Origin of the sequence: Methylobacterium sp. SyP6R (genome assembly GCF_019216885.1) — a bacterium.
Lineage (GTDB): Bacteria > Pseudomonadota > Alphaproteobacteria > Rhizobiales > Beijerinckiaceae > Methylobacterium.
Map to the genome: position 1 here is coordinate 226,272 of NZ_JAAQRC020000002.1, position 26,399 is coordinate 252,670.

Genomic DNA, 26,399 nt, shown 5'->3' on the forward strand with positions numbered 1-26,399 from the left:
ACCTCCCGCGCGGGAGCGGCGCCGATCGCGTTGCAATCGTGCGCGGCGCTAGGTAATTGATTTTTCCGCATTTTCCGAGACGGACCGGTCTCCGCCGCGTCGGGAAATGCGACAGGCACGTCCGGAGGAGGGTGGCCGTGGACTACTTCAGGATGGTCGAGGACAGCTGGGAGCTGAGCGACGCGATCCGCGACTACGTGAGCAAGGCCGGCCGCGAGGTCCCGTTCCCGGAGCTGTGGGAGAAGATCCTCGCCCCCTCTCCCCTGGTCGACCAGGCCCGCACCCTCGGCGAGGAGGGCGTCGCCAAGGGCCGCATCTTCCTGAACTCGCCCTACGGCCTGCAATTCCGGGCCGACCACAAGGATTGGATCCCGTTCCGGCACGGGCCGGTCGATCTCTCCGCCGAGCCCCTGCCCTGAGGGCGCGCCCGTGACCGGCCGGGCCCTGTTCGACGCGGGGCTCGCCCGACACCGGGTCGGCGCCCCGACGGAAGCCGCCACCCGCTACCGCCATGCCCTCGCCGCCGAGCCCGGCCTGCCCGAGGCCTGGCACATGCTCGGGGTGGCGACGGCGCAGGCGGGACGGCTCGACCCGGGCCTCGACTGGATCGGCCGGGCGCTGCGGCTCGCGCCCGGCCTCGTCGAGGCGCGGCAGAGCCGGATCGTCCTGCTCTCCGCCGCCGGCCGCCGGGACGAGGCGACCGCGGATGCGCGGGGCCTACTGCATCAGGCCCCCGACCACGGCCCGACCTGGCTGCGTCTCGGCACCCTCCTGGCGCAGGGCGGCCCCGGGCAAGGCACGGCCGCCGTCGCCGCCTTCTCGCGCGCGGCGCGCCTGATGCCCGATTCTCCCGAGGCGTGGCGCGGGCTCGGCCTCGCCCTGCGGGAGGCCGACGAGCTCGATGCGGCGCTCGGCGCCCTGCGCCGCGCCCGCGCGCTCCGGCCGGATGCGGAGGCGGAGATGAGCCTCGGCAACGCCCTCCTCGCCCGGGGCGAACGCGCCGCTTCCCTCGCCCACCTGCTGCGCGCCGTGTGCCTCGCTCCCGGCAGCCCGGAATGCTGGTACAATCTCGGGCTCGCCCGCCACGCCCGCGGCGAGACCGAAGCCGCCCTGCTCTGCAACCGGCGGGCCGTCCGCCTCGGGCTCGGCCTCGCCCGCACCCGGATCGCCGCGGCGCTAGCCGATCTCGGCCGCGCGTCGGAGGCCGAGGCCGAACTGCGTGCCGCGCTGCCGCTGCCCGGCACCGCCGTGCCGGATGCGGTCGAGCAGCTCACCGGCCTGCTCCTGGCGCAGAATCGGATTCCGGAGTTGCGGGCGCTGTTCGCGCCCTTCGAGACCGAGCCGCTCGCCGGTCGGCTCCATGCCGGCGAGGGCCGCACGGCGCTGGCCGCCGCCGACCTCGCCCAGGGGCGCCCCGCCGCGGCCTATGCCCGCCTCGCGCCCGTCGCCGGCGAGGCCGGCTGGACCTTCACCCTCCGCTCGGTCGCGGCCCTACGCCTCGCCCTGGACGAGCGCGGGGAGACGCTCCTGCGCCCCCCGGCCGATCCCGGCCGGCCCCGCCTCGCCTCGAGCACGCTGGGCACGCGCGGCCGTTTCGCCCACAACGTCCTCGAATACATCCTCCTGCGCCTCTACGCCGAGCGGCACGGATTGGTGCTGGAGACGCCGGACTGGGTCGGCGGGCTGTTCTTCGCGCTCGACGATCCCGCCCCGGCCGGTCCGCTGGCCCCCCTGCTCTTCGGGCGCCACCTCCTGAACGAGGGCGTGCTGGGCGAGGCCCACCTTCCGCCGCTCGCGGGCTGCGATGCGCTCTCCCCGCTCTTCCTGTTCGCCTATCCGGAGGCGGTGCGGGAGCGGGTCCAGTCCTGGTTGCGGCCCAGGCCCGCCTTCGCGTCCCGGCTCGACCCCGTCGTGGCGCGGCTGCGGCTTCTCGGCCGCACCCTGGTGGCGCTGCACCTGCGGCGCGGCGACTTCGTCGCCTGCGGCTACCCGATCACCGATGCGGGCTGGTACGTGTCATGGCTGCGCGAGCTCTGGCCGACACTCGACCGGCCGGTGCTCTACCTCGCGAGCGACGACCTTGCGGCCGTCCGGGCCGATTTCGCCGAGTTCGATCCCCTGTCGCTGACGGACGTGGCCGAGCCCTGGCCGGGTCTCGACTACCTGCAGGACTTCCACGTCCTGTCCCGGGCAGACATCGTCGGCGTCAGCGCGGCCAGCGGCTTCAGCGCCCTCGCCGCCCGTCTCAATCCCGGCCTGCGCCTCGCCGTCGAACCCGATCTCAAGGCGCGGCGGATCCGGCCGTTCCGGCCGTGGACGTGACGCGGCCGGGACCGACGCGATCAGGAGAGGCCAGGGCGCGGGCCGCGAGCAGGCCGGCCAGGGCCGCGCGCACGCGTTCGACCACGCCGCTCCAGTCGCCGCGCCGCTCCTGGCGGAACAGGCGCATGCTCGGGTACCAGGGCGTCAGGTCGCCGCGGGTCCGCCAGCGCCAGTCGCAGGCGAAGGGCAGGATCGTCCAGGTCGGGCAGCCGAGCGCGCCCGCGAGATGGGCGGGGCCGGTGCAGGAGCTGATCACGAGGTCGAGCCCGCTCATCGCCGCGGCGGTGTCGGCGAAATCCGCGAGATCCGGCCCGAGATCGACGAGGCGCCCGGCGGCCTCCGGGCAGGCGGCGAGCTGGGCGTGGCCAGGCCCCTTCTGCAGGGAAAGGAAGCTCACGCCCGGCACGTCGAGGAGGGGCAGGAAGGCCGGAAGGCCCGGCGAGCGCGCCCGGTCGCCCTTGAAGGTCGGGTTGCCGGCCCAGACGAGCCCGACCCGCAGGCCCGCCTGGCGCGCCAGGCGGCCGGCCCACGCCGCCCGCGGCCCGGGCTCCGCCGCGAGATAGGGATGCGGACCCGGCGGGTCCTCCCCTGCGACACCCATCAGGTGGGGAAGGCTCAGCAGCGCGGCGTGGGCGTCGTGCGGCGGGACCGGATCGCCGTAGCGGATCACCGCCGCGACACCCGGCAGCCCGGCGAGGACCCGGGCGAGGTAGGCGTTGCAGGCCAGGACGACCCGGGCGCCCCGGGCGGCGAGCAGGCTGGCGTAGCGGGCAAATTGCAGCGTGTCGCCCGCGCCCTGCTCCTCATGGACGAGAAGCGTCAACCCCGCCGGGTCGCCGCCGGTCCAGCGCGGCGAGCCGAAGGCCGGCGCGGCGCGGGAATCGGCCATGCGGCTGCGCCACTCGTAGGCGGCATAGCCCTCCGCGTCGCAGCCCTCGATCAGCAGGTTGAAGCCCAGGGTGGTGTGGGCCTCGGCCAGCCCGGGATCGATCCGGATCGCCCGGCGGGCGGCGGCGGCGGCCGCACGCGGGCGCATCCCGTGCTGGGCTCCGAGGGCGAGGTTCAGCCAGGCCGCCGCATCCGCCGGCCGCAGCGCCAGCATCCGGCGCTGGCAGCGGCCGGCCCCGTCGTGATCGCCGCGATCCTGCAGGGCGATCCCGAGATTGTTGAGGAGGCCGGGCTCGTCCGGATCGATGCCGAGACCGTTGCGGTAGGCGGCCTCCGCCTCGGCGTCGCGGCCGAGGCGCCGGAGGGCAACGCCGAGATTCCCGTACGCGGCGGCCAGCACCGGGTTCATCCCGAGGAGCGTCATGAGGACCTCGACGGCCTCCTCCGCCCGCTCCGCCAGGATGAGATGGCGCGCCAGCCCGAGCCGCGCTTCGATGCCGAGCGGATCGAGGTCGATCCCCCGCGCCAGCGCGGTCGCCGCCTCCGCGTGGCGGCCACCGTCGCCGAGGATGTTCGCCAGGATGGCCCAGGCCTGCGCCGTGCGGGGCGCGACGCGCAGGGCCGCGACGGCCTCCCCCTCGGCCTCGGCGAGGCGGCCCGCCGCGCGCAAGGCCGCCGCATGGGCGAGGCGGAAGGCGGGATGTCGTGGCGCGACGCGGACCGCGCGGGCGATCCAGGCGGCCGCCTCCGCCGGCCTCCCCGCCTGCAGCAGGCAGATCCCCTGGAGGTGGAGGGCCTCCGCCCGCTCCGGCGCCGCGGCGAGGGCGTCGCGGCAGCCCCGTCCGGCCTCGGCGAGGCGGCCGATGCCCAGATCGGCGATGATCGCATCCATCGGAGCCGGAAGCCCGCCCGCCTTGCCCATAGCCTTCCCCGGCTCCGCGCTTTATTCAGATACCGCCTCGCCGTCCAGGCGAGCGCGCGCAGCACGGACACGAACACGATCGCCGGCAGGATGGAGAATGCGTTCGAGACCGCGCTCGGGCTCTACCGTGCGGGACGGGGCCGGGACGCGCTGCCGTTGTTGCGCGAACTGGCCGGGCAGCATCCCGGCGAGCCGGCCATCCTGAACCTGCTGGGCGTCTGCCTGCGGATGGCCGGAGAACCGGCGGCGGCCGAGACGGCCCTGCGCGCCGCCCTGGCCGGATGCCCGGACCACGCGGACGCCCTCCTGAACCTCGCGGCGGTCTCGCGGGATGGCGGACGCCACGGCGTCGCGGCGTCCTGCCTGCGCCGCCTCCTCGCGCAGCATCCCGCCCTCCGCGAGGGCCTGAACCAGCTCGGCGCGACGCTCTCGGAGATGGGCGATCTCGAGGGGGCGGAGAGAACCTTGCGCCGGGCGGTCGGGCTCGTGCCGGACGGGATCGACGAGCGCTTCAACCTCGCGGCGATCCTCTGCCAGGCCGCGCCGCCGGATCGGGCGATCGCAGCCCTCAGGCAGGCCATCGCTCTGCAGCCCGAGGGCGCCTTCGCCTACGGGCTGCTCGGAGCCTGCTCCCTGCGGGCCGGGGACCTCGACGGGGCGCAGGCGCCCTTCTCGCGCGCGCTGCGCCTCGATCCGGCCGCGGCGGAGGCACGCCAGGGCCTCGTGCGCGTCGCACGCTACCGGGCGACCGCGCGGGCCGCCCGCTCGGGCACGGGCCCGGACGGCCTCGCCCTGCGCGGTGCCTTCGCGACGGCGAGCGGCTACAGCCACATGACGCGGCGCCTGATCGAGGCCCTGAGACGGCAGCGCATCCCCCTGGAGATCCTCGGCCTCCTCGGCGACGAGCGCTGGCCGTTCGAGCCCCTCGACCGCCCGGTCCGGGCGCGGGCCCTCCTCAACGTCCTGATCCCGATGGCGGTGGAGCGGGTGCCGGGCCTGCCGGCGGTCACCTTCACGATGTTCGAGGGCCATCCCATCCCGCCGAGCTGGCAGGTGCACAGCCGCAACAGCGACATCGTCGTCGTGCCGACCCGCGCCTCCCGCCGGGCCTGGATCGCGGGCGGCTTCCCTGAGGCGCGACTGCGCCTCTGCCCGCTCGGCATCGACCCGGAAGCCGGGGACGGCGCCCCCCTGCACCTCGCGCTGCCGGACGGGCGTCCCGTCGCGGAGATCCCGTACCGCTTCCTCAACGTCTCGGATTTCGTCCCGCGCAAGAACGTCGACGGGCTGCTGCGGGTCTGGCTGCGGGCCACCGACCGCCGGGACCCGGCCTGCCTGATCCTCAAGCTCGCCATCGGCGGCCGGCCCGACGGCCGGGCCGAGCTCGCCGACCTCGTGCGCCGCGGCGAGGCGGCGACGGGCCGCCGCGTCGCGGAGGCCGCGCCGATCCTGCTGGTCGACGCGGTCCTGGACGAGGTCCGGATGAACGGCCTCTACCGGGCGGCGACCCATTACTGGAGCCTCTCGCACGGGGAAGGCTGGGACCTGCCGATGGCGACCGCGGGAGCGCTCGGCCTCGGGCTGATCGCGCCGCGCCACACCGCCTATGTCGATTATCTCCATGACGGCATCGCCCACCTGATTCCGGCCCGCACCGCACCGGCGAGGCGCCCCTACGCGGACGAGCCCTGGGCGCCCTTCCACGGCCTGGACTGGTGGCAGCCGGACGAGGAGGCGGCCGTCGCGGCCCTTCGGGCCGTGATCCGGAACGGCGCGGCGCTCCCTTCCGCCGCGGACCACCTGCGGCGGCACTTCACCTGGGACCAGTCGGCCGCGACCCTGCTGACGATCCTGGGCGGTCTCGGCCTCGCCCCGCAGCCGGGGGGGGCATGAGCGCCGTCGGGGTGCGATCGGAGAGGGAGGCGAGCGCCGTCGAGGCGCGGTTCGCGGAGGCCTGCCGCGACCACGGGGCCGGCCGCGCCGACGCCGCCGAGGCCGGCTACGGCGCTGTCCTCGCCGCCTGGCCGGGCCATCCGGGCGCGGCGGGCAACCTCGCGGCGCTCCTGCACGCGTCGGGGCGTCCGGCCGACGCAATCGCCGTGCTGACCCGCGCGCTGCGCGCGGCGCCGGAGGAGGCGGCTTTGCGCGCGAGCCTCGCGGCTCTCGTCGGCGAATCCGCGGGGCCGGACCGTGCCCGCACGCTCGCCGAGGGCGCGCTCGCCCTCCGGCCGGACCTTGCGGAAGCCTGGTTCCATCTCGGCAACGCGCTGCGCGCCCGCGGCGAGCGGGCGGGCGCCGAGGGCGCCTATCGCCGGGCGACGCGGACCAGGCCCGATCTCGCCGGGGCCTGGAGCAATCTCGGCGACGTGCGGGCCGAGGCCGGAGCCCTGGAGGAGGCGGTCGCCTGCTACCGCACCGCGCTGGCCCACAGGCCCGATCTGCCCCAGCCCCGGGTCAATCTCGGGGAGGCGCTCAACGCGCAGGGGCTGGCGCAGGAGGCCGCCCTCCTGCTCCAGGACGGGCTGGCGCTCCACCCGGACCTGCCGCTGCTGCACGCGAACCTGCTCTTGACCCTCCACTACCTGCCCTCGGTTCCGCCCGCGGTCCTGGCCCGTGCGCATGCCCACTGGAACCGCCGCCACGCCGCGGGCCTCCTACCCGCGCGGGTCGTCCATGCCAATGCGCGCGATCCGGGGCGGCGGCTGCGGGTCGGCTACGTCTCGCCCGATCTCTGCACCCATGCCTGCGCCTCCTTCATCCTGCCGCTGTTCGGCGCGCATGACCGGCAGGCGGTGGAGGTGGTGGCCTACGACCTCTCCGGGCGGCGGGATGCCGTGACGGAACGCCTGGAGCGCCGGGCCGACCTCTGGCGGCCGCTCTCCGGCCACGACGACGCGCAGGCCGCCGCGTCGATCCGGACCGACCGCATCGACATCCTCGTCGATCTGGCGGGCCATACGGCGGGTGCGCGGCCCCTGATCTTCGCCCGCGCCCCGGCGCCGGTGCAGGTCGCCTGGCTCGGCTATCCCGACACCACCGGCATGACGGCGATCGGCCACCGGCTCACCGACGCCTGGGCCGATCCGCCGGGCCCGAGCGACGGCTGGCACAGCGAGCGGCTGGTGCGGCTGCCCGGCGGCTTCCTGAGCTTCGCGCCGCTGGCCGAGGCCGAACCGGGGCCGGTGCGGGGCGCGGACGAGCCGGTGACCTTCGGCTCCTTCAACAAGCTCGCCAAGGTGACGCCCCAGGTCGTCGCCCTGTGGGCCCGCATCCTCCGGGCGGTGCCGGGCTCGCGACTCGTCCTGAAGAGCCGCGCCCTCGCCGAGGCCTCGACCCGGGAGCGGTACCGCACCCTGTTCGCTCGCGCGGGCGTGGAGGCGGAGCGCCTGTTCCTCGCGGGCCAGGTCGCGGGCCTCGACGAGCACCTGCGCGCCTATCACCGGATCGACGTCGCCCTCGACCCCTTTCCCTATAACGGGACCACCACGACCTGCGAGGCGCTCTGGATGGGGGTGCCGGTGGTGAGCCTCGCGGGAACCCATCACGTCGCCCGGGTCGGCGTCAGCCTGCTCACCGCCTGTGGCCTGCCCGACCTCGTGGCGGAGAATCAGGACGCCTATCTGGAGATCGCCAGGGCGCTCGCCGCCGATACGGCCCGGCGAGCGACGCTCCGTACGGAACTCCGCGAGCGGATGCGGGCCGCACCGCTCGGCGACGCGGCCCGCTTCGCCCGGAGCGTGGAGGCGGCCTATCGCACGCTGTGGCAGGACTGGCTCGCATCCGCCGATCCGGCCTGAGGCGGAGCCGGTGCGGCGATCTCCGCAAGCGCCGCCGCGACCCGCTCGACCACGCCGGCCCAGGCGCCCGGCTCGGACTGCCGGAACAGCCGCATCGTCGGATACCAGGGCGTGTCGTCGCGGTCCTGGAGCCAGCGCCAGCAGCCGTCGTAGCGGGAGAGCACCCAGACCGGCTTGCCGAGCGCCCCCGCAAGATGGGCCACGGAGGTGTCGACCGTGATCACGAGATCGAGGCGCAGAATCAGGGCGGCACTGTCGGCGAAGTCGCGCACCGCCCCCATCGGGTCGTGAAGCACGAGGCCCGGCGGCGGGTCGGCGAGCTGCCCGGCGGGTGCCCCCATCTGGAGGTTGACGAATCTGAGGTTCGGTACCCGGGCGAGGGGCGCGAAATCCGCGAGCGTCATGCTGCGGCGCCGGTCGGTGAGATGCGCGCTGATCAGGCCCGGACGGGGATCGCCCGACCACACGAGACCGACGCGCAGGCCCTCGCCCGGCAGCGGCACGGCGAGCCAGCGCGCCACCGCCTCGGCCGGTGGGAACAGGTACGGCATCCGGGCCGGCACGCTCTCCAGCGCGGTGCCGAACAGGCGCGGCAGGCTCATGAGCGGGCAGTGGAAGTCGGGCCGCGGGAAGGCCTCGTTCGTCCCGTAGACCGCGGCGACCCCCGGCATCCCGGCGACCAGCCGCTTCAGGGACGGCTGCACGAGCAGGAACACCCGCGCGCCACGCTCGGCCACCAGGGGGGCATAGCGCACGAAGTGCAGGGTGTCGCCCTGGCCCTGCTCGGCATGCAGCGCGATCGTCCGGCCCGCGAGGGGCTCGCCACGCCAGGGCCGGAGATCCGCCCGCACCGAGGGCAGCTGCCCGGTCTCCCAGCGCGCCTCGTAGAGGTCCCAGGCCTCGCGCAGGCGACCGCCCTTCAGGAGAGCGAGCGACAGGTTGAAGCGGGCATCGGGATGGTGCGGCTCGGCCTCCAGCACGCCGCGAAAGAGCGCCTCGGCCTGCGGCAGGTCGCCGAGGTCGAGATGGACGATGCCGAGGTTGTTGCGGGCCGGCCGATGCGCGGGCTGCAGCTGCAGGGCACGCCGGCACAGGGTCTCGGCTTCGCGAAAATCCGCCCTGCCCTGCGCGTGCGAGCGCAGGATATGGCCTAGATTGGCGTAGGGGTCGGGGTGGTCGGGCCTCAGGGCGATGGCGTTGCGGCAACAGCGCAGGGCCGCCGCACCGTCGTTGAGGCTCCAGCGGGCACTGGCGAGATTGTTCCACGCCTCGGGCTGGTCCGGTGCGAGGCGCAGGGCGCGGGCATAGGCCCGCGCCGCCAGCGCCGGATCCTTCCGCAGCGAGGCCGCGATGCCGAGCTTGACGTAGGCCTCCGGTGCCGACGGTTCGAGGGTGATCGCCGCGCGGGCGGCCCGCGCCGCCTCGCCGTCGCGGCCGGCCAGCAGGTGGGCGGTCGCCACCGCGACCAGGGCGGGGGCGGCCGGCCGGAGGCGGCAGAACCGGCGAAGCCAGTGCGCCGCTCCGTCCGGGTCCGCCGGTTGCTTCAGGAGGTTGGCGAGCGCATCCGGATAATCGGGTCTCAGAATCAGGGCCTGCCGGTAACGGGTGAGCGCCGCCTCCGGCCGCCCGAGGGAGCGCAGGGCCTCGCCGAGGCTGTTGCGGTAGATCGCCTGGCCCCGGTCGACCGCCATGGCACGGACGATCCAGGCCCGGGCGCGCCGTGCGTCGCCGGCCTGGAGCGCGACGATGCCGTGCAGGTGGAGCGCGTCCGCATGGGCCGGGTCGAGGGCGAGCACGCGCCGGTAGAGCGCATCTACCCCCGTCCGGCCGGCTCTATGCAGTGCGGTGGCCCGGGCGAGCAGCGGCGCCGGATCCGTGACGGAAACGGAGAGGCCGAGGCCGTCGCCCCCGCCCCGCTCCTCCGTGATTCGGGCGGTCGCTGCCATCGCCACACCTTCGCTCACGGCTCTCCACCCATGCCCGATCCGGTAACCGCCGCCGGCCCCGCCATCGCGGTTTCTGGACGGCTTCTCCCGCCCGCGCAACGCGGGGCCGCCACGTCCCTCGTGCCCTCCCCCATGGTCGAAACCCCACCAGCTTGACCGTGCGCGGGGCCGCTTTCGATCCCGAGCGGTCCTTCGCCCGGGGCGGCCCGTCATGCGGTCAAGCTGGTTGAGTTCGGACCGTAACACTTGCCCTCGCCCAGGGCCGGCGGGTCAATCCGCCGCCTCCGTGAAGGCGCGGGCGAAATCCGACCAAAGCCGCTCGGCGCGCACGAAGGCGCGGCCGCTCGCCCCGAGGTCGCGGGCGGCGGCGCGGTCCCGGTAGAGGGCCTCCAGATGGGCGACCGCCTCCTCGACGCTGGATTCGCCCCAGCCGAGGCGACGGCCCTCCGGGTCGGGCACCGGGTCCTGGCGCAGGAGCGGCAGGCAGGTGCCCTCGCGGATCAGGTCGAGATGGCCGGTATTGGCCGAGAGGACCGTCGGCACGCCGCAGGCCATCGCCTCCATGGCCACGAGGTTGGTCGCGCCTTCGCAGCGGTTGGGAAAGACCGCGGCGTGACACTCCGCGAACAGGGCCGCGAGCCGGTCGCGGCTCAGGAATCCGAGATCGACGACGCTGCCGGGCGAAGCGCCGTTCGCCGTCGCCCATCCTTCCAGGTCGAGCCGGCCCTCCGCCACGCCGACCGGGACGGGGGCGTGGCGCGATTCGGCCATGCCGCGGGCCGTGTGCGGCCAGGGATTGAGCCAGGCGGTGACCAGAAGCGCCTCGGGGTGGCGGCGGTGGAAGCGGGTGAAGGCCGCGAGCACGATGTCCTGCCCCTTGCGGAATTCCAGCTTCCCGCCGGAGAAGATCACGAAGCGGTCGCCGAAGGCGCGGCGCGGCGCGACCGGTTCCAGCTCGTCCGGATCCACGCCCTGGAAGATGCAGGCTACGTCCGTGAGGCCGCGCTCGCGCAACAGGTGGCGGTTGTAGGTCGAGTGCACCACGATCCGGTCGAATCCGCGCGCCCGCTCGATCGCAGCCGCGTCGAGGCCAGTATCCTCGAAGGCGATCACCCCGATGTTGCGCTCGCCCCGGTAGAGCCGGCTCGGCTCGTCCCAGACCATGCCGTTGCTCAGGGCATGCAGCACCACGGTGCCGCCGAGTCGCAGGGGCCGCCCGCCCCGGGCGGCGGAGATCGCGCCGATCCGCCGGCCATCCTCCACCAACGGCGCGATCCGGGCACGGTTGCGCGGGCGCAAGGAAGCGAGCGCCGGCTCGCAGAGGAGCAGCGGGGGGCGGCCTTCATCGAGGAGATGCAGGCAGGTATGCGTGCCCACCAGGCCCCAGCCGTGCAGCTCGGAGAGTTGCCACGTCAGGGCGAGCGTCGGCGGAGCCAAGCGGATCCTCCTCGAAGTGCGGGTCGGGCGGCGCGGATGCCGCCGGGCGCGGTGCCGCGACGGCCCCCTCGTGCCGCAAGGCCGTATCACGCCGCCGGCTCCACGCGGAACGGTGCCGGCGGCAACCCCGCGGCCTGGCGCCGCCACATCCGGCGCCAGGCACTCTCCAGGTGACGGACGAAGCGCGGCGTGTCGAAGAGCGGGCAGGTCTCGCGCCCTTCCGCCAGCCGCCGCCGAAGGCCGGCGAGCCGCTCCGGCTCCGCGGCGAGGCGGACGGCGAGGTCCTCGTAGGCGTCGGGGGAGGCCGTGACGAGTTCCGGCAAACCGGCCGCCCGCAGCAGGCTCCCGGCGACGCGCGCCGCGAACCCTTCGCCGAGGCAGGTCACGACCGGGACCCCGGCCCAGAGGGCATCCGATGTCGTGGTGTGGCCGGTATAAGGAAAGCTGTCGAGGCACAGATCCGCCGCGCCGATCCGGGCCAGATGCCCGGCCTGCGGCAGGGGCGCGGCCCAGATCAGGCGCTCCGGCGCGATGCCGGACCCGGCGGCCCGCGAGCGCATCCGCGCGAAGCAGGCGGCGTCCGGCGCGTAGATCCAGAGCTGCGCCCCGGGCCGCCGGTCGAGCAGGCGCATCCAGCGGGAAAAGAGCGTCGGAGCGACCTTGTGGGGGGCGTTCATCGCGGCGAACACGAAGGCATCCTCCTCGAGCCCGAGCGCCCTGCGTTCCGCAGGCGCAGCGGCGCGGGGCCGCCGGCGGTCGTTGGGCTGGTAGGTCTCGGGCAGAAGCACGAGGTGCTCGTCGAAGAAGGCCTGGTGCTCGGGCGGCGTGACCACGGGATCGCCGATCAGGTAATCGATCGCCGCGCCGCCGAGGGTACCGGGATAGCCGAGCCAGTGCACCTGCAGCGGCGCGAGGCGCCGCCGCCAGAGCCGGTGCCGGCCCTGCTCGGTGGGACCCTTGAGATCGACCAGGATGTCGATTCCGTCGGCGCGGATGCGCTCGGCGAGCGCGGCATCCGGGAGGTCGGCGACCTCGTGGAAGCGATCGAAGGCCGCCCGGAGCCGCCGGCGCATCGGGCCACCATCGTCCGGTCGGGTCGCATAGCCGATCGTGCGGAAGCCCGCCCGGTCGTGGAGTTCGAACACCTCGGCCGCCAGATAGGCGGTGGCGTGCTCGTGAAAATCGGCCGAGACGTAGCCGACCGTGAGGGGCCGCTCCGGGTCCTCCGGCCGGTCGGGCGGCGCCCAGGGGGCGACGGGGCCGAGCGTCTTGCGCCGGAAAGTCCTGGCCGAGCGCAGCTGACGGGCCGGATCGTCGTCGATCAAGAGGTTGGCCAGCGGCAGGACGATGCCGTCCGCCGCCGCGACCGCCCTCAGGCGCGCCGTGATCGCCGCGTCCGCGGCTGCGTCCCAGTCGCCGGCCCCGCGGCCTGTGAACAACCCCGCGCTGAGGATATCGCCCCGGTCCGGATCGAGGCGGGCGGCACGCCGGTAGGCCCGGGCGGCGCCCGCCCCATCCCCCGCCCCGCGCCGCGTATGGCCGAGCTCGTGCCAGGCCTCGACCGAGTCCGGCTCCCACGCCACGGCCGCCTCGTGGACGCGGCCGGCCGCGGCGGCGCGGCCTTCCGCCCGCAAGGCCGCACCGTGCAGGATGCGGGCCCGCACGTCCGCAGGCTGCAGGGTGACGGCCCGGTCGAGGTCGGCAGCGGCCTTCTCGCCGACCGTCAGGCGGGCGCTCCCCCGGACCAGCCAGGCCTCGCCATGCTCCGGATCGAGCGTCACCGCCCGGTCGAGACGGCGCAGGCCTTGCCCCTCGTCGCCCCGCTCGCACGACAGCTGACCGAGATTGATCCAGGCATCCGCGATGCGCGGGTCGAGGCAGAGGGCGTCCCGGAACCACGCCGCGGCGGGTTCCGGCCGTCCGGCGGCGGCGGCGACAAGGCCGAGGAGCAACCGGATCTCCGCATGCTCGGGCGCCGCCGCGAGAGCGTCGCGGGCCAGGGCCCCGGCCCGGTCGAGCCGGCCGTCCAGGTAGGCCTCGAATGCCGTCTCCAGGAGGCGGGGCACGATGGGGCGGGGCACGATGGGGCGGGGCACGATGGGGCGGGGCACGATGGGGCGGGGCACGATGGGGCGGGGCACGATGGGGCGGGACATGTCCCGGACGGGCGGCGGGCCCGTCGTGGCGCCGCGCGGGCCGCCCTCGCCCGCCCCATCCCGGACCAGGGCGGCGACCGCCTCCGCGACCCGGGCCATCGCGCCCGCCCAGTCGCCGGGACGCGAGCAGCGGAACAGGCGGTGGCCCGGATACCAGGGCGTTCGCTCAGGCTCGTCCATCCAGCGCCAGTCGCCCATCCAGGGCAGGACCAGGAAGACGGGCCGGCCGAGCGCCCCGGCGACGTGGGCTACGGAGGAATCGCAGCAGACTATGAGGTCGAGATTGGCCGCGAGCGCGGCCACGTCGGCGAAGCCGTCCACCGCGTCGTCCGGATCCGCCTCGGCCCGGGCGATCCCGAGCCGGGCCCCGTGCTCGGCCAGCTCGTCCAGTCCCTCGACGCGCTGGAGGCTGTGCAGGGAGACGCCCGGCAGGGCGGCCAGCGGCGCGAAGGCGGCGAGCGGAATCGCCCGCAGGGCGCCGCTCGCGCGCCAGTGGATGCCGATTCGCAGGCCCCGGCTCGGCAAGCGCCGCGCCCAGGCCGCGACGCGCGCCGGTTCCGGCGCGAGATAAGGCATGACGGCCGGGACCGCCTCCCGGCGCGTGCCGCAGAGATGGGGCAGGCTCATCAGGCTCTGGTGGCAGTCGAAGGGCGGCAGGTCCTCGCCCTCGGCGACGAGCCGGTCGATGCCGGGCGCGCTCGCGAGCAGGCCCCGGAGGGGCGCCTGGCACAGGAAGACCGTGCGGGCGCCCATCGCCTTCAGGAGCGGCAGGTAGCGGACGAACTGCACGCTGTCGCCGAGCCCCTGCTCGTAATGCACCAGGATGGTCCGTCCCACGAGCGGCTCGCCGCGCCAGGGCGGCGCCGACCCGAGATCCGGGCGCCAGCGCCAGACCGGCTGGAGCAGCCGCGCCTCGTAGTGCCGGAGGCCCTCCTCGAGCCGCCCCGCGGTCAGCAGGCAGATGCCGAGGTTCTTGCGATGGTGGGGGTCGGCGGGATCGGCCGCGACGGCGCGCCGGTACCAGGTCTCCGCCGCTCCGAGGCGGCGGCGCGCCATGAGGGCCGCCCCGAGATTGTTGGCCGCTCCGGCCATGCCGGGCGCGTCGATCAGGGCGAGGCGGAGGGCGGCCTCGGCCGCCACGGGCTCGTCGCCGGCGGCCAGCAGCGTGCCGAGACGGAAGGCGGCGCCCGGATAGTCGGTGCGCAGGCGCAGCAGCCGGCGCAGCAGGGCGACCGCCTCCGGCGCCCGGGGAATGCGGGCGAGCGCGGCGGCAAGGTGGTAGAGGGCATCCGGCTGCTCCGGGTCGCGCGCCAGCACGGCCGTCAGGGCTTCGACCGCCTCCCCGGTCCGGCCCGCGCCCGCCGCGGCGAGGCCGAGCACGAGCAGGGCGTCCGGGTGTCCCGGGGCCACGGCCAGCGCCGCCCGCAGGTTCGCGATCCCCGCGTCGCCGCGCCCGGCTCCGAGATGGTCGATCCCCTCCGAGACCAGGCGCCCGACGGTGCCGCCGATCGCATCCACAGGCGTCCGTGTCGCCAAAATCACACACCTCCGGGCGCAACCCTCGGGCGTGAAACGCCCGCTTCCCAATCCCGTCGCCGACGGTGTACAGAATCAGACAGAAAGAATCAGATACAACTGCATCGGGGCTCAGGTATCGGCACGGCTTCGGCGAAAGTCCACTCCCGGTATACGCTCGGATCGGCGAAATGCCCCGGCACGCTATTCGGGCAGCTCGACGACGATCCTTCGTCTTGGGCTGGTCGATGGGCGTCGGCGGCCATCGACCGGATGGCGGCATATCGGCCGAATGCGATGTCGAACCGCGTCGGTTAACCAGTTTTTAATCGAATTTTGGCACGCATGACCGCTGGTTGGGCGCGTGAGCCTTGGCTTGCGCGCCGGATGAGCCGGGCGTGTGCGACGAAGGGGGACGATGGGCCGGCAGGCCGCGATCGTCCCGCGCAGGGTGGGTGGGGTCCGACAGATGGCGGCAGGTGGAACGCTCACGCTCTCGACGGGCGTCACCGACTACGTCTTCAGCAGCACCGAAGTCTGGAGCAGCATCGTCGGGAACGGGACCCGCGGCGCCACCCTCAACACGCAAGGCCAGACGCTCACCGTCACCCAGCTCGATCATCTCACCGGCGGGAACAGCCTCAGCAGGAAGGATGTCGTCACGCTGCTGCCGTCCAACGGCGGGAGCACGATTTCGGTCAGAGCCCTCGAAACACTGTTCGGCAGCAGCGGCCAGGACGTCGTCCAGATCGCCAGCACCGGAACCACGATGGCGGTGGAGGACATCGAGACGATCCTCGGCGCCACGACCGGCACGGCTCTGATCAGCCTGACCAGCACCGCCGGCAATACGATGTCGGTCAGCTATCTCAAGTCGATCATCGGCAATTCCGGCAAGGACGTCATCACCTTCGGCGCGGCCGGCGGGAGCGGGACCACCACGGCGGTCTCCCTGATGGAGACGCTGATCGGCACCGCCGGCTTGGACCTGATCGCGACCATCGCGGGCAGCAACAACACCGTCGGCGTGAGCGGCATCGAGGTCTTCCTCGGCAACGGCAGCGCCGCCGGGAACGACGTCATCGTTCTCGATGGCGGGGGCACGATCGGCGTCGGCTTCGTCGAGACGGTGATCGGCTCCAGCGCCCGGGACGTCGTGACGACCGGCTTCAAGACTGGAACCATCAATCTCACGACGGGTGGAGGCACGATCGCCGTCTCGAGCGTCGAGATGCTCGTCGGCGGGACCGGTTCCAAGACCACCGCCATCCTGCTGGACCACGGCACCACCGTCACGGTGGCGAGCCTCAACACCCTGATCGGCGGCGGCGGCAACGACGTCCTGCAACTGACCAACCTGGATTCGACGACGACGCTGGTCCCGGGCACGGATTCGATCGCGTGGAATACCTCCGGCAACACGATGAGGGTCTCGCTGATCGAGACCATCATCGGCACGTCCGGCCAGGACGTGATCCTCGCCTCCTTTCCCGGCGGCGGCACCCTGTCGGTCTCGGCGATCGAAACGCTCGTCGGTTCCAGCGGCACCGACGTCATCCTCCTCGACGGGGGCGGCAATACGGTCGCGGTCGAACGGGTGGAGACCCTTGTCGGCGGCGCCGGCATCGATGCCATCTCCGCGAGCGCGAGCTACGGCATGACCCTGCAGGTCTCGTCGATCGAGACCGTCATCGGCGGCACGGGCGTCGACGTCGTCGCCAGCGTCTCGGCCGGCGGCATGACCATGCAGGTCTCCGCGGTCGAGACCGTCATCGGCGGCACGGGCGTCGACGTCGTCGTCCTGTCCGAGTCCGCCGGGACGATCTTCGTCAGCGACATCGAGACCCTCTATCTCGCCCAGTCCGGCCAGACCCTGGACGTCACCGGCCGAACCGGCGAAGTCGTCTTCCCGTTCTCGGCGACCGGTCCCGCCGCGCCGTCCGCGCCGGCGCTCGCCAGCGCGTCGGATACCGGCCTGCAGGGCGACCTCGTGACCGGCATCGCCGCCCCGACCCTGACCGGCACCGCGGCGGCCGGGAGCGTGATCAACCTCTACGGCACGCCGCCCAACGCAGCCACGGTCCTGGCCCTCGGGACCGGAACGGCCGACTCCGCCGGCCAATGGTCGATCGCCACGGGCACGGTCCTGACCGACGGCGCCTGGACCCTGATCGCGAAGACCATCGCGTCCGGCACGGAGAGCAACGCCTCCGCCGCCCTGTTCCTGACCATCGACACCACGGCGCCGGCCGCCCCGACCCTGGGGCTCGCGCCGGGGTCCGATACCGGCGCATCGACGACCGATAACCTCACGAACCGCGTGCAGCCGACCCTGACGGGCTCGGCGGAGGCGAGCAGCACCGTCACGCTCTATGACGGCGCCCTCGCGATCGGCATGGCGACCGCCGACGGCTCGGGCCTCTGGTCGATCGTTGCGTCGACCCTGGCGACCGGATCCCATACCCTGACGGCGTCCGCGGTCGACGCGGCCGGCAATACCGGCTCGGCCTCGGGACCGCTCACGGTCACGGTCGACACGACGGTGGAAGCTCCGACCCTGGCGCTCGGCCCCGCCTCCGACACGGGGATCGTGGGCGACGACCTGACCGCCGTCACCACGCCGGTGATGACCGGCAGTGCGGAAGCCTTCGCGGTCGTCAGCCTGATCGAGAACGGCGCGTCGCTCGGCAGCGCGACCGCGGACGTCTCGGGCCAGTGGCAGTTCACCCTGGGCACGCTGTCGGAGGGACCGCACACCTTGTCCGCCAGCGCCGTCGATCGCGCGGGCAACACCAGCACCCCATCGGGATCGCTCACCGTCACCATCGACACCACCGCGCCGGCCGGCCCGAGCCTGCGGCTCGCGCCGGGGTCCGATTCCGGCGCATCGACGACCGATAACCTCACGAACAGCGTGCAGCCGACCCTGACGGGCTCGGCGGAGGCCAGCAGTACCGTCACGCTCTACGACGGCGCCCTCGCGATCGGCATGGCGACCGCCGACGGCTCGGGCATCTGGTCGATCGTTGCGTCGACCCTGGCGACCGGCCCCCATACCCTGACGGCGTCCGCGGTCGACGTAGCCGGCAATACCGGCTCGGCCTCGGGACCGCTCACGGTCACGGTCGACACGACGGTGGCGGCTCCGACCCTCGCGCTCGGCCCCGCCTCCGACACCGGGATCGTCGGCGACGGCCTGACCGCGCTCACCACGCCGGTCGTGATCGGCAGCGCGGAAGCCTTCGCGGTCGTCAGCCTGATCGAGAACGGCGCGTCGCTCGGCAGCGCGACCGCGGACGCCGCGGGCCAGTGGCAGCTCACCCTGGGCACCCTGTCGGAGGGACCGCACATCCTGTCCGCCAGCGCCGTCGACCGCGCGGGCAACACCAGCACCCCGTCGGGATCGCTCACCGTCACCATCGACACCACCGCGCCGGCCGGCCCGAGCCTGCGGCTCGCGCCGGGGTCCGATACCGGCGCATCGACGACCGATAACCTCACGAACCGCGTGCAGCCGACCCTGACGGGCTCGGCGGAGGCCAGCAGCACCGTCACGCTCTACGACGGCGCCCTCGCGATCGGCATGGCGACCGCCGACGGTTCGGGCCTCTGGTCGATCGTTGCGTCGACCCTGGCGACCGGCGCCCATACCTTGACGGCGTCCGCGGTCGACGTGGCCGGCAATACCGGCTCGGCCTCGGGACCGCTCACGGTCACGGTCGACACGACGGTGGCGGCTCCGACCCTGGCGCTCGGCCCCACCTCCGACACGGGGATCGTGGGCGACGACCTGACCGCCGTCACCACGCCGGTCGTGATCGGCAGCGCGGAAGCCTTCGCGGTCGTCGGCCTGATCGAGAACGGCGCGTCGCTCGGCAGCGCGACCGCGGACGTCTCGGGCCAATGGCAGCTCACCCTGGGCACCCTGTCGGAGGGACCGCACACCCTGTCCGCCAGCGCCGTCGACCGCGCGGGCAACACCAGCACCCCGTCGGGATCGCTCACCGTCACCATCGACACGACGCCGCCGGCCGCCCCCTCCGCGCCGGCGCTGGCTCCGACCTCCGATACCGGCCTGTCGAACGGCGACCGGCTCACCCGCATCGCTGCGCCGACCTTCACGGGCAGCGCAGAGGCCGGCAGCGTGATCGACCTCCTGGTCGGCGGCTCCACGGTGGGGACCGGCACCGCCAGTGGGGCGGGCCTGTGGACGATCACGTCGAGCACGCTCGGCGAGGGCGCGCAAACCGTCCTGGCACGGGCCCGCGATGCGGCCGGCAACACCCGCGACGGCGGCGACGTCACGGTGACCATCGACGTGACCGGCCCGCTGGCACCCACGGGCATCGGCCTGACGGCGGCCACCGACAGCGGAATTCAGGGCGACGCGGTGACGAATGCCTCGGCGCCGACCCTCACGGGCAGCGCCGAGGCGGGCAGCACCGTCCGGCTCTACGAGGGCGCCGCCGCCCTCGCTACGACCATCGCCAACGGACAGGGGGTCTGGGAGATCGCGGCGGGCAGCCTCGGCGAGGGCCGCCACACCCTGACGGCGCAGGCCGAGGACGCGGCGGGCAATGCCGGCTCGGCCTCGGCCGGGTTCGTCGTCACGATCGACCGGAGCGTCGCCGCACCCACGGGGCTCGCCCTCACGGCCGGGTCGGATACCGGCGATGCAGGGGACGGACTCACCCGCCTGACGGCCCCCGCCATAAGCGGCATTGCCAAGGCGGACGGGCTGATCCGGCTCTACGAGGGACAGACTCTCCTGGGCACCGGCACGACCGACGGACAGGGTGCCTGGACGGTGACCAGTTCCGCCCTCGTCGATGGCAGCCACAGCCTGACGGCGGTCGCCGTCGACGCGGCCGGCAACACGAGCGCGGCCTCCGCGCCGCTCGCCATCACCCTCGACCTCGTCGCCCCGACCGCCCCCTCCGGCCTCGCCCTCGCCGGCGGCTCCGACAGCGGCACGGCCGGTGACGGCGTGACCAACAGGACCGCGCCGGTCATCACCGGCAGCGCCGAGGTCGGCAGCTCGATCGTGCTCTACGACGGCAATGCCCTGATCGGCACCGGTACGGCCGACGCGGTCAGCGGAATCTGGTCGGTGCAGGCGGCCAGCGCGCTGATCGAGGGCCCGCACACCCTGACGGCGATCGCCGGCGACCGAGCCGGCAATACCGGCGCAGCCTCGGCCGGATTCACGGTCACGATCGACACCACCGCCCCGGCCATCGGCACGCCCATCGCCGATGCCGACGGCGTGGCGCCGACCGTCTCCGGGACCGCGGAGGCCGGGAGCGTCGTCACCCTCTACGACAGCCCCTCGAACGGAGCCGTGCTCGGCACGGCGACCGCGGGCTCGGCCGGTGCCTGGAGCATCAAGACACCCGACCTCGCACCGGCCACCTACACCCTGGCGGCCCAGGCGACGGACGCCGCCGGCAATGTCGGCACCGCACAGCTCACGCTGACCCTGGCGGGACGTCAGGGCACGCCGGGCGGGCTCGCCCTGGCATCCGGCAGCGACAGCGCCGACCCGAACGACCGCATCACCCGGGTCGCCGCACCGACCGTCACCGGGACGGCCGGTGCCGGCGTCGTGGTCACGCTCTACGACAACGGCACGACGAATGCGGTCGGCACCACGACGGCCGGCACCGCCGGCGCATGGGCGATCACCGCGACCGCGCTCGGCGACGGCACCCACGTTCTGCGCGCCATGGGCCAGGACGGCACCGCGGCGCTCGGCCTCTCGACGCCGCTGACGATCACCATCGACACCACGGCACCCGAGGCAGGCGGGCTCGCGCTGGAGGCGGCCTCGGATACGGGCGCCTCGTCGACCGACCGCCTCACACGAATCACGAACCCGGTCGTCACCGGGACCGCGGAGGCCGGCAGCCTCATCACCCTCTACGACAGCGACCGTACCACCGTGGTCGGCCGGGCGACCAGCGCGGCGAGCGGCGCGTGGTCCGCCACCACGACCCTCGGTGCAGGCGTGCACACGCTGGCGGCTCAGGCCGTCGACGTCGCCGGCAATACCGGGAGCGTCGGCGCAGGGTTCGTCCTCACCATCGACACGGCCGCGGCGGCGCCCGCGATCCTGGCCCTCGCCGACGACCTCGGGACCGGCGGCAGCCATCTCACGCGCCAGGTCGCCCCCACGGTGACCGGCACGGCCGAGGCCGGCGGCAGCGTCGCCCTCTACGCCGACGGCCGGCTCGTCGGCACGGGAAATGCCGATCCCGCCTCCGGCGCCTGGACGGTCGGTGCCGCGGCGCTCGGCGACGGCACGCACACCCTGACCGCGCAGGTCGTGGACCGTGCCGGCAATACCAGCGTCGCCTCGGCGGGCTTCGTCCTCTCGATCGACAGCACGGCGCCCGGTGCCCCCGGCACCCCGGCCTTCTCGGCCGATACCGGCACGCCGGGCGACGGCGTGACGCGCGAGCGGATCCAGACCATCACCGGTACGGCGGAGGCCGGCAGCCTCGTCACCCTCTACGACAACGGGACTGCGCTCGCGGGCGTGACCGCGGACGCGACGAGCGGCGCCTGGAGCATCGCGAACGTCACCCTCGCGGCAGGTCTTCACACCCTGACGGCGCGGGCGGCCGACGCGGCGGGCAATACCGGGGCATCGTCGGCGGCGCTCGCCCTCACGATCGACCTCGTATCGGATATTCCCTCCGGCCTCGCCCTCTCGGCGGCGAGCGATACCGGTCTATCGGCGAGCGATCGCGTGACCCGCGCCTCGGCGCTCATCCTCACCGGATCGGCGGAGGCGGCCAGCAACGTTACCCTCTATGACGGAGGCACCGCAAACCCGGTCGGCACGGTGGAGGCCGACGGCACCGGGGCCTGGAGCCTGACCCTCCTGGGGGCGGTCGAGGGCGGGCACACCTTCACGGCGACGGCGATCGACCCGGCCGGCAACACCTCCGCGGCATCGGCGGCGCTCACCGTGACAGTGGATCGTACGATCGCCGCGCCGCTCGCCCCTGCGCTGGACGCCGGCTCCGATACCGGCGCGAGCGCGACCGACCACGTCACCCGCCTTCTCGCACCGACCCTGACCGGAACCGTGGAAGCGGGCGCGCAGGTCTGGCTCTACGAGGGCAATGCCCTCATCGGCGCGACGACGGCCGATCCCACGGGGATCTGGCGGATCAGCCAGGGTCTGGCGGAGGGCACCCACATCCTTTCGACCCGGGTGTTCGACGCGGCCGGCAACAGCGCGGCTTCCTCCGGCAGCCTCACCGTCACGATCGACGCCACGGCACCGGGCATTCCCTCCACCCCCGTCCTGGCGGCAATCTCGGATACGGGCGCCTCGTCGAGCGATGGCGTCACCCGGGCCACGACGCCGATCCTGAGCGGATTGGCCGAGCCGGGCAGTACCGTGCTGCTCCTCGAGGATGCGTCACTCGTCGGCACGGTCGTGGCAGACACGTTCGGCGCCTGGACGCTCGCCACGGGTTCGCTTGCGGATGGGACCCACACGCTGACTGCGCGATCGGTGGACCTCGCCGGCAACCCGTCCTCGGCCTCGACCGCCCTGACGGTGACGGTCGACACGGCCAACCCGGATGCCCCGGTCATCACCAGTGCGGCGCTCACCAAGAGCGCTGCCCCGGCCGTGACCGGCACGGCGGAGGCCGGCTCGACGGTGACCGTCACGGTGGGTGGAGCAACCTACGCCACGACCGCGACGGGCGGAGCCTGGTCGCTCGACCTCGCCACCGCCACGCCGGTCACCGGCACGCTCAGGCTCGACACGAACGGTCGCAACGCGATCTCGGTGACCGCCAAGGATGCGGCGGGCAACGTCTCCGCGGCCGCAACGCAGTCCCTGGTCATCGATACCGCCGCTCCAGGTGCGCCCGCCGTCACATCGTCGGCGCTCACCAACAGCGCGACCCCGACCCTCACCGGCACGGCGGAGGCCGGATCGACGGTGACCGTCACGGTGGGTGGTGCAACCTACGCCACGACCGCGACGGGCGGAGTCTGGTCGCTCGACCTCGCCACCGCCACGCCGGTCACCGGCACGCTCGCTCTCGACCTCAACGGCCGCAACGCGATCGCGGTGACCGCCAAGGATGCGGCGGGCAACGTCTCCGCGGCCGCAACGCAATCCCTGGTCATCGATACCGCCGCTCCAGGTGCGCCCGCCGTCACATCGTCGGCGCTCACCAACAGCGCGACCCCGACCCTCACCGGCACGGCGGAGGCCGGATCGACGGTGACCGTCACGGTGGGTGGTGCAACCTACGCCACGACCGCGACGGGCGGAGTCTGGTCGCTCGACCTCGCCACCGCCACGCCGGTCACCGGCACGCTCGCTCTCGACCTCAACGGCCGCAACGCGATCGCGGTGACCGCCAAGGATGCGGCGGGCAACGTCTCCGCGGCCGCAACGCAATCCCTGGTCATCGATACCGCCGCTCCAGGTGCGCCCGCCGTCACATCGTCGGCGCTCACCAACAGCGCGACCCCGACCCTCACCGGCACGGCGGAGGCCGGATCGACGGTGACCGTCACGGTGGGTGGTGCAACCTACGCCACGACCGCGACGGGCGGAGTCTGGTCGCTCGACCTCGCCACCGCCACGCCGGTCACCGGCACGCTCGCTCTCGACCTCAACGGCCGCAACGCGATCGCGGTGACCGCCAAGGATGCGGCGGGCAACGTCTCCGCGGCCGCAACGCAATCCCTGGTCATCGATACCGCCGCTCCAGGTGCGCCCGCCGTCACATCGTCGGCGCTCACCAACAGCGCGACCCCGACCCTCACCGGCACGGCGGAGGCCGGCTCGACGGTGACCGTCACGGTGGGCGGGGCGACCTACGCCACGACCGCGACGGGCGGAGCCTGGTCGCTCGACCTCGCCACCGCCACGCCGGCGACCGGCACGCTCGCTCTCGACCTCAACGGCCGCAACGCGATCGCGGTGACCGCCAAGGATGCGGCGGGTAACGTCTCCACGGTCGGGACGCAGTCGCTGGTCATCGACACCACAGCCCCCTCCGCCACCGTCCGGTTCGAGGATGCCGACATCGGCGCCGGCGAGCAGACCGACGCCGCCTTCCTCCTCACCAGCCTCGATGCCGGCGACAGCTTCACCTGGACCATCACCTCGGCGGGCGGCGGCCAGATCTCCGGGAGTGGCACCACCACCACCGGCACCACCCGCGTCGGCGGCCTCGACCTGTCCGGCCTCGCCGACGGCGCCCTCACGCTCACCCTCGGCCTCACGGACCCGGCCGGCAACGCCGCCGGGCCCGTCACCGCGGCGGCCCGGAAGGCGACCGCGACCGACCCGGTCACCCCGCCGAAGCAGACCATCGACGGCGCCACCGTTGACACCGGCGTCACCGTCGCATCCGACGGCAGCCGCATCGAAACGGTCACCATCGCGGCGACCGATGCCGGCCGCGTCGAGGACGGCACCACCGCCAATCCCGATCTGGCCGACGTGCCGGTGGTGCGCGAGACCCTCGTCGACCCGCAGACCGGACAGCCCACCAGTCTCACCAGCCTGACCGTCAGCGTCCCCACCGGCGTCGGCGTCGCGGCCACCGGCAATACCAGTCGACTGACCCCCGACCAGGCGCTGACCGGCCTGACCGGCCTGATCGCCGCCATCAAGGCCCGCACCGAACCGGGCAGCACCTCGCAGACCGACCTGACCGGCGGCGGCTCCGGCTTCCTCGGCGGGCTGCCCAACCAGGCACAGCTCCTCGTCCGCACCATCGACATCACGGCACCGGGCGTCACCCCCGGCCAGCCGGTGCAGATGCGGGTCAACGGCAACACCCTGGGCGGCACCGGCACCGCCAGCACGACCCCGACCGCACTGGTCTTCGACACCACGGCGGTGGCCGGCCCGGTCACCATCCGCCTCGACAACGTGGAGTTCGCCGCGGTGGTCGGCAACGCCACCATGGTGGGCGGCGACGGCCGGCAGGTCGTCTACGGCGACACCAACCAGCAATACCTGTATCTCGGCGCCGACGACGACATCCTGCATGGCGGCGGCGGCAACGACACCGTGGCCAGCGCCGCGGGCAACGACACGCTCTACGGCGACGAGGGCGAGGATCTCGTGGCCGGCGGCGAGGGCGACGACTGGCTGCGCGGCGGGACCGGCCGCGACACGTTGTTCGGCGAGACCGGGAACGACGTGCTGTTCGGCGAGGACGACGACGACTTCATCGGGGCCGGTGCGGGTAACGACTTCGCGTCGGGCGGCTCCGGCAACGACGAGGTGCACGGCGAGGACGGCAACGACGTGCTGTTCGGCGACGAAGGCCGCGATGGGGTCTATGGCGGGGCCGGCGACGACCTGGCCTATGGCGGCACGGGCGACGACTTCATGCAGGGCGGGACCGGCCGCGACACGCTGTTCGGCGAGACCGGCAACGACGTGGTGTTCGGCGAGGACGACGACGACTTCATCGGGGCCGGTGCGGGTAACGACTTCGCATCGGGCGGCTCCGGCAACGACGAGGTACACGGCGAGGACGGCAACGACGTGCTGTTCGGCGACGAAGGCCGCGATGGGGTCTATGGCGGGGCCGGCGACGACTGGGCTTACGGCGGGACCGGCAACGACGTCGTGCTGGGCGGCGAGGGCCGGGACGTGGTGTTCGGCCAGGACGGCGACGACCTGGTGCGGGGCGAGGCGGGCGACGACTTCGTGTCGGGCGGCTACGGTCGTGACGTGGTGGAGGGTGGGTCGGGCAACGACCTGGTCTACGGCGACGATGACGACGACGTGGTGCTGGGCGGTGAGGGCGACGACGCGGTGTTCGGCGGGACCGGCAACGACCTGGTACTGGGCGAGGCGGGCAACGACCGGGTCGCGGGCGAGCAAGGCAACGACACGCTGCTGGGCGGTGCAGGAGGGGATGGCCTGAGCGGTGGCGAGGGCGACGACGTGCTGTTCGGTGGCGATGGGGCCGACCTTCTGTTCGGCAATATCGGCAGCGATACGCTGGAGGGCGGGCTCGGCTCGGACGTGTTCGGGTTTGGCCGCTGGGACGGTTCCGACCTGATCCGGGACTTCGTGGTTGCAGGTCCGGAGGCGGACGTGATCGCGTTCAACGGCGGCGTCGTGGGGTCATTCGAGGCGCTGCAGGGGGCATTGACCCAAGTGGGCTCCGACACGGTGCTCAGGTACGGGGCGGGCGACGTGCTCACGCTGCAGAACGTGCAGGCCTCCAGCCTCAGCGCGGCGAACTTCATCTTCGGCTGAGGACCGAAAGCGCCCGGGCCGTCTCGCGATCGCGCGGCGGCCCGGACGCCCGTGTTCGAGGCTCGTGGTGCCCACCAGAGCTGTCGCCGATCCCGCGGCCGATGACGCGGTTTCTTGTACCTGATGTGTGGCCGCAAGCTGCTACGG

At 73.8% G+C, this 26,399-nt stretch carries 9 protein-coding genes; 5 read left to right on the plus strand and 4 right to left on the minus strand.

The window, feature by feature from the left end; translation table 11 throughout:
* Positions 1 to 137: 137 nt before the first annotated feature.
* Entirely contained in the window at positions 138 to 419 is a 282-nt protein-coding gene (locus HBB12_RS30425; RefSeq protein WP_236993407.1) for a hypothetical protein, read from the plus strand.
* 10 nt (positions 420 to 429) lie between these two features.
* Positions 430 to 2,322, plus strand: coding sequence for a tetratricopeptide repeat protein (locus HBB12_RS30430; protein ID WP_236993408.1), 1,893 nt, complete (start codon positions 430 to 432; stop codon positions 2,320 to 2,322).
* Here the strand turns inward: HBB12_RS30430 and HBB12_RS30435 are convergent.
* Positions 2,282 to 4,102 (minus strand): tetratricopeptide repeat-containing glycosyltransferase family protein, encoded by a 1,821-nt coding sequence (locus HBB12_RS30435; protein WP_236993409.1) that lies wholly within the window; start codon positions 4,100 to 4,102, stop codon positions 2,282 to 2,284. The genes HBB12_RS30430 and HBB12_RS30435 overlap by 41 nt on opposite strands.
* Positions 4,103 to 4,222: 120 nt before the next feature.
* Here HBB12_RS30435 and HBB12_RS30440 point away from each other — a divergent pair, with 120 nt between their 5' ends.
* Positions 4,223 to 6,025: a tetratricopeptide repeat protein gene (locus HBB12_RS30440; RefSeq protein WP_236993410.1), complete on the plus strand. Its 1,803-nt coding sequence runs from the start codon at positions 4,223 to 4,225 to the stop codon at positions 6,023 to 6,025.
* Positions 6,026 to 6,036: 11 nt separating this feature from the next.
* On the plus strand, positions 6,037 to 7,929 hold the full coding sequence (locus HBB12_RS30445) for an O-linked N-acetylglucosamine transferase, SPINDLY family protein (protein ID WP_236993411.1): 1,893 nt from the start codon (positions 6,037 to 6,039) through the stop codon (positions 7,927 to 7,929).
* Here HBB12_RS30445 and HBB12_RS30450 read toward each other — a convergent pair.
* From HBB12_RS30450 to HBB12_RS30460, 3 genes are all read right to left on the minus strand, one after another.
* Positions 7,881 to 9,875, minus strand: a complete 1,995-nt coding sequence (locus tag HBB12_RS30450) for a tetratricopeptide repeat protein (protein WP_236993412.1) — start codon at positions 9,873 to 9,875, stop codon at positions 7,881 to 7,883. The genes HBB12_RS30445 and HBB12_RS30450 overlap by 49 nt on opposite strands.
* Before the next feature lie 270 nt (positions 9,876 to 10,145).
* A complete protein-coding gene (locus tag HBB12_RS30455; RefSeq protein WP_236993413.1) occupies positions 10,146 to 11,312 on the minus strand; it encodes a glycosyltransferase family 4 protein in 1,167 nt (388 codons plus the stop codon).
* Positions 11,313 to 11,398: 86 nt separating this feature from the next.
* Complete coding sequence (locus HBB12_RS30460) at positions 11,399 to 14,986, minus strand: O-linked N-acetylglucosamine transferase family protein (RefSeq protein WP_236993414.1); 3,588 nt, start codon at positions 14,984 to 14,986, stop codon at positions 11,399 to 11,401.
* 466 nt (positions 14,987 to 15,452) lie between these two features.
* On the opposite strand from HBB12_RS30460, the gene HBB12_RS30465 reads away from it, so the two are divergent.
* A complete protein-coding gene (locus tag HBB12_RS30465; RefSeq protein WP_236993415.1) occupies positions 15,453 to 26,252 on the plus strand; it encodes a beta strand repeat-containing protein in 10,800 nt (3,599 codons plus the stop codon).
* Positions 26,253 to 26,399: the final 147 nt, after the last annotated feature.

Coding starts and splice junctions, on each gene's coding strand:
- HBB12_RS30435 (WP_236993409.1), bottom strand. CDS start 4,102: ATGGATGCGATCATCGCCGATCTGGGCATCGGCCGCCTCGCCGAGGCC.
- HBB12_RS30440 (WP_236993410.1), top strand. CDS start 4,223: ATGGAGAATGCGTTCGAGACCGCGCTCGGGCTCTACCGTGCGGGACGG.
- HBB12_RS30450 (WP_236993412.1), bottom strand. CDS start 9,875: ATGGCAGCGACCGCCCGAATCACGGAGGAGCGGGGCGGGGGCGACGGC.
- HBB12_RS30465 (WP_236993415.1), top strand. CDS start 15,453: ATGGCGGCAGGTGGAACGCTCACGCTCTCGACGGGCGTCACCGACTAC.